The following is a 6,011-nucleotide window of genomic DNA, read 5'->3' as shown; positions in this document are numbered from 1 at the left end:
AGACGGATCGCCTCTTCAACCGCAATCTCGTCAAAAGGGTTCATCGACATCTTGACGTTGGCAAGCTCAACGCCCGAGCCGTCTCCCTTCACACGGATCTTTACGTTGTAATCGACAACCCGTTTTACTGCGACAAGGACTTTCATTCCTGACTCCTTCGAATTTTTGCTGCCCCAATTGCATCGGTGCCAGACATAATCGCAGCCAACTGGATGGCTCCCGTCGATGCGTACATCGCGTTATGGTCTGGTTGATAAGAACTGGGGCAAATCACATTAAAAATCGATGATTTCTGCGGCTCTGGCTGCGAGTGCAAAGGGCCCCTCGCGCCAGGAATAGCCAAGCTGCATGGCGGTATCGATTGCACCAGCGTCCGATGCAATCTCGGACAGATGTGTCTCGCAGTAGCGCACCAGCTTGCGCAACACCGAACGCGCGTAGTTCCCAACCGGACCTTGTTTGCTAAGCAGGTCATGCAATTCCGTAGGCAACGGCACCGGGCGAGTGGCGCGATAAAGCATTTTGTCAGTATCGAGCACTTCGAACTGCCCATCGGCGGCCTTGCGGTAGAACCCGCCGCCCGCCTTGCGCCCAAACGACCCTTTTGCCAGCAATTCAATGATGAGCGGATTGCCCGGCAGATTATAGTCCTGCAAGGCATCATCTTTCGGCAGCGCCTGCATCAAACCGCCCCATATGGTTGGCACGAGGTCAATGCCAATCAGATCGAGCAACCCGAAAACACCGGTATTTGGAACTCCGAGTACCGTCTGCACAGCGTCGGCAGTTTCGATATCCAGTCCAAAACGACAAGCTTCCGTGACCGACACCGCTATCCAGAAACAGCCGATACGGTTGGCTATGAAGCCTGGCGTGTCATGGCAATCAATCGGTGTTTTGCCCAGCAATAATCTGGCCGCTTGATGCAACTGATCGCGCAGGTCAGGATCAGCCTGATCGTCGACAACAACTTCCAGAAGCGGCATCAGTCGTGGCGGATTGAAGAAATGCGTGATGGCAAAGCGGCGTGCAAGACTGCTTTCCATATCAGCAACCAGATCATGACGCGGGATGGTTGATGTGTTCGAAGAGAGAATTGCCGACGGTTTCAGATGGGGTGCAATTTTCCGGAACAACTCGCGTTTAATGTCGAGTTTTTCCACCACTGCCTCAATGACCCAGTCTGCATCCTGTAACCGCGCGAGATGATCGTCAATATTGCCGGGGCGTATTCGGGCTGCAGCCTCCGGCGTCGTAAACCCGCCCAATTTAAGCTGGCGGGAAATCCCGGTTTCCGCCGGTTCGATACGGTTGACGCCACGGGCAATATCCAGCAGTTCAACGGCAATAACGGCATCGGCAAACTGCGCTGCAATACCCGCCCCCATGGCGCCGGCTCCGATGAGCCCGACTTTCTTTATTCCGGTTGTCTCGGCACCCGCGACTTTTGCTATCAGATTTTGCATGACGTGATCTCAGTCCAGTCGTACATCGATGAGCACCGGCCCATCCTTGGCCAGAGCTTTGGTCAAGGCTAAATCCAGCTCGCTATTGGTGGTCACCGTCACCGCCTCGACGCCAAAGCCCCGTGCAATCGATACCCAGTCAATTTCCGGCCGGACCAAGCTCATCATGTCGAGCGCTGTCGGGCCGGGTTCGGCACCAACCTTGGCATATTCTCCGAGCAGAATGGCGTAGGAGCGATTGTCGAGCAGCAATGTGGTGACGGGCAAGTTTTCGCGGGCCTGCGTCCACAATGCCTGGACCGTATAGGCGGCGGAACCGTCAGCCTGCAAAGCGATGACCCGTCGTCCCTTGTCGCCGACCGCTTCCGCCCCGATGGCAGCGCCCGTTGCGAGCGGCATTCCTCCACCGATTGCACCGCCTGTCACAGTCAACCAATCACACGGAGCAGCCAATGGCATGACCGCAGCAAAACCGCCTCCTGAGGTCAGCGCCTCATTGACGATGATGCTGTTTTCCGGAATCTGACGCGCTACAATCTGGGCCAGAGTATCCGACGTTACCGGACCATCCACCGGCACTTCGATCTCTCCATTCTGGATGGCGATGTCGCTTTCACGAGCCCCAAGCGCTGTGGCCAAAGCAGTCAACGCACCCTTCGCGTCCTGATGAGCGGTCGTCAGAGTCAGAACCTCGGCATCGGCGCGATGCAGCAGGCTCGGCAGACCGGGATAGCGGAAGAAGCCCACTGGCGGCGGACAATTGACCAGCACGACCAGATCATAAGGATCAAGACAATGTAGCGCTTCCGTTACCACATAAGGCACGACCGGCAGCACCAGCCGCCCTTTTCCCTTCGGCATGTTGGAAATGGTTGAACTTCCCATCAATTCAGCGCCGGTTTGGTCGGCAATGCCCTTGAGTAAGGGATGCAACTCTTCGACGACAGCCGGATTACCGAGGATGATGACCGCCTTGCGGCCAGATTTCAGAGCTTCGGCAACTTGTGTCACGATTGCCGGGTCCATTGGAGATGGCCCTTCTATGTCCCCAAGTTCCGCCGTTTCGCCGCCTTCGCTCCATGACACGTCTGCGGGCAAGACCAGAGACGCGATCTGGCCATAGCCAAAAGAGGCCTCTTTCAGACCAGCCATGGCGTCGGCACCGATTGATGCCGGTTTTGTGCCGAAGCGGTGCCATTCTGAACTGCCCCCTACGAGCGCTTCCACATCGGCAGTCAACGGACTGTCATGCGCAACATGATCTGTTGCATGATCGCCGACAATATTGAGCATGCCGCTGCCAGCACGACGCGCATTATGAATATTGGCAATGCCATTGGCATAACCTGGACCGCAATGCAGCAGTGTTACCGCCGGGCGCTGCGTGACGCGGAAATAGCCGTCGGCCATCCCGGTCACCACATTCTCCTGCAAACCCAGCACACAGCGGATACCGGGTATCCGATCAAGCGCCGCGACAAAATGCATTTCACTCGTGCCGGGATTGGCAAAGCAGGTATCTACCTTGGCAGCAACAAGACTATGGACGAGCGCTTCCGCTCCAGTGAGATGCGGTCTGTTCATAATGTTTCCAGTCGGACTTGAGTGAACATGGCCGCCATACGCCGACGGCGGCCAGTGGCTTCATTCTAACGATGTTCTATGATGAGGGCGTCCACAGCGATGGCGCTGTCGGTTCCCAGCATCAACGGATTGACGTCTAGTTCGAGCAAATTATGCCGATGATCGCCAGCATAGGCCGCAATGGCCATGACAGCATCAATAACCGGCTCCAGTTGCACCTTTGGCTTGCCGCGAAAACCGTCGAGAAGCGCAAAGCTCTTCAGTCCGCGTAGTGCATTTTCAACGTCTGCACGACTGACCGGTAACAGCAATGGTGTGGCGTCCTTCAACAGCTCCACCAGAATACCGCCTGCACCGATGACGAGAACCAGCCCAAACAGCGGGTCGCGTTTGACGCCGACGATCAGTTCAGCAAGTGGGGCCGCTTGCATCGGTTCCATCAGAAATGTCGTAAGCTCGATTGAAGCATCGTGCTGTTTGACCGATGCGACCATGCGCTCGGCTGCAGCGATGGCATCATTTCGGCTACGAATGTTGAGAGCAACACCGCCAACTTCTGTCTTATGCGCCAGCTGATCGTGCAGAACCTTCAGAACCATCGGGGTGTCGAAGGTTTCCGGCAGTTCGCGGATCGTCTCAATGGTCAAAATGTTGCCGTTCGGCACATTCAACCCATAGGAGCTCAATCGCCGCTTGGATTCCGCTTCATTCACTGTCACGCCGTTTGAAGGCAAGGCGGTGACTGCAAACGGGACTTTGGGTTCCAGGGCAGCATCGCCCTGCCGCCGGTCGCACCCAACCATTTTGCAATAATTCGCCCATTTCGCGACAACCTGCGCAGCATCATGCAGACCATTCAGAGGGACTATCCCTTGCGCGATCAGCGCTTCGGCATCTTCTGGCGGTATGCTTTCCGTATTCACCGATGCATGAAATACCGGCTTATCCGCAATCTTGCCAGCTGCAGCCAGAGCCCGGTCCATAGCCTGATGCGCGGATTTATCCTTGTAGGGCGATCCGACCGGCGGATAATCGATCACCAGCATAGCCGCATCGTAATCACCGTTCAGCATGGTGGTGAACATGGGTGTCAGCAGTTCTTCGCTGCCCCAATAGCCTGCTGTGAAATCGAGCGGGTTGGACACATGACCAAAATCAGGCAATGTCGGCTTGATGATAGCTTTCTGTTGCTGACTTGGCTGTGGCAATTGCAGGCCAGCAAAGGAACAATAATCCGCAGCCAGGCCATTATCGCCGCCGGAACTGGAAAACACGGTGATGCGCTCGCCTTCAAGCGGTGCGGCAATCGAAGCAAGCTTTATCATTTCGAGGAATTGCGGGACCGTATCGGTCTCGATCACGCCGAGACGGGCAAACAATGCTTCATAATATTCATTTTGCCCTGCCAGCGAACTCGTATGGCTGGCGGCCATCACCGCACCAAGTTCTGAACGCCCGGAACGGCAGACGATGACCGGAATACGCTTTGCACGCGCCCGCAAGGCGGCCTGCGAGAACGCGGCCACATCACGTATGCCTTCCATAAACAGACCCAGACAAGTCACGTTCGGGTCATCGATGAGGTAATCAATATAGTCTTCAAAGCCGAGAACAGCCTGGTTGCCCGCGCTGATCAGATAGGAATAAGGCACCGAACGACCGTTGGAAACCAGATGCCCGGTGACGTTGCCACTCTGGGAAATGACCGCCGCGCCGCGACTGTTCTGCAACTTCGGGTAAAGTGCTGGCCAGATCGAGCCATGATTGACGTAATTGACGAGGCCATAACAATTCGGGCCGACCACCGCCATGTCGCCTGCAGCTTCGACAAAAGCCAGATTTCGCTCAAAACCCGCCGCGCCAATTTCGGAAAAGCCGGAAGCATAGCAAACGACACCACCCGCCTTCATGGCCGACAGTTCATGCAATGCGGTGATGGTCGCATCGGCATTGACGGCCAGAAATACAGCATCAGGCGAAACAGGCAGATCGGCAATCGACGGAATGCATTTATATCCGGCGATTTCGCTGCGCTTGGGATTCACCACATAGACATCGCCAGCATAATCCTGCTGACGCAGGGTTTTCAATGTTGCCTCGACCTGACCACCACCAATGAAGGCCATGGCGCGGGGCGCAAGAAGACGCGCAAAATTCTCTCGCAGCGTAGGGCTGATACGGCCCTCCTCCACGCTCGTACTCACCTGTAGCATATTCCTCTGCCTCTTAACTTAAGGCACTGCCAGCCCAGCGGGCTCAAACTTCCACGGCAGCGCTCGTTCCAGCTTGACTGGTAAGAGGTGCAGACGTCGGGAAATTCTCCACATCGAAATTGGGCAGCAGCGGATGATCGGCGGGATTTTCGCCAAACAGATCGCACAGCCATTTGCGGATGATGATACAGCAATCCTCGGCCGAATAGGCTTCTTCCATGACCCAGCCGTGCCATAGCCCGTCCGCCAGTTGCGTAAGAGCGATGGCCGCCAGGCGGACATCAATTTCCATATTCTTTTCTGCCGCGACCTTGGCAAGCCGACGTCCGAGAAACGCGCGGTATTTGCCCCATAGTTCGCGATGTAATGCCATGATCTCTGGAACAATCCAGGCGGCACTGTTGTAGTGAATATGAACCTGTTGATATCCGCGTCCGTGGAAAAATGGCCCACAGGCAACAAAGTATAGCGTATCGAAATTCCCGGTCTTCACCGATGATACAAGGTGCCGGTAATAATCGTCCCCATTTTGAAGGTAATAGCGATGTGCTGCGGTCAGCAGATCTTCCTTGCTGTCAAAATAGTGGTTTATCAATCCACGTGAAAAACCAGATTCTTCACTGATCGTGTTGATCGTCGAATTCAGATAGCCATGTTTGACTATTGAATTCAGCGTCGCAAGGATCAGATCCTGTCGTCTGATTTCGTTGGTTTGCCTCTTTTTGACAGCTTTCCGCATTCTTTACCT

4 protein-coding genes and 1 pseudogene are annotated in these 6,011 nt (G+C 55.3%); all 5 read right to left on the bottom strand.

The annotated features are described in order from the left end of the window. Positions 1-146 (bottom strand): annotated as a pseudogene (locus tag HWD97_RS05040) (electron transfer flavoprotein subunit beta/FixA family protein); the annotation flags it as partial. Positions 147-275: 129 nt separating this feature from the next. Next, a complete protein-coding gene (locus HWD97_RS05035) occupies positions 276-1,466 on the bottom strand; it encodes a 3-hydroxyacyl-CoA dehydrogenase family protein (protein ID WP_109366235.1) in 1,191 nt (396 codons plus the stop codon). 9 nt (positions 1,467-1,475) lie between these two features. Then, a complete protein-coding gene (locus HWD97_RS05030) occupies positions 1,476-3,050 on the bottom strand; it encodes an acetolactate synthase large subunit (protein ID WP_124916346.1) in 1,575 nt (524 codons plus the stop codon). A gap of 65 nt (positions 3,051-3,115) precedes the next feature. Next, positions 3,116-5,263 (bottom strand): acetate--CoA ligase family protein, encoded by a 2,148-nt coding sequence (locus HWD97_RS05025; RefSeq protein WP_371834830.1) that lies wholly within the window; start codon positions 5,261-5,263, stop codon positions 3,116-3,118. Positions 5,264-5,306: 43 nt separating this feature from the next. Further along, on the bottom strand, positions 5,307-6,002 hold the full coding sequence (locus HWD97_RS05020) for a TetR/AcrR family transcriptional regulator (RefSeq protein WP_006188557.1): 696 nt from the start codon (positions 6,000-6,002) through the stop codon (positions 5,307-5,309). Between the last annotated feature and the right edge of the window lie 9 nt (positions 6,003-6,011).

The sequence above is a fragment of the Ochrobactrum sp. C6C9 genome (genome assembly GCF_022627935.1).
GTDB lineage: Bacteria > Pseudomonadota > Alphaproteobacteria > Rhizobiales > Rhizobiaceae > Brucella > Brucella teleogrylli.
Note: the sequence above shows the minus strand (reverse complement) of the source record. Positions and strands in the feature narration are given on the sequence as shown.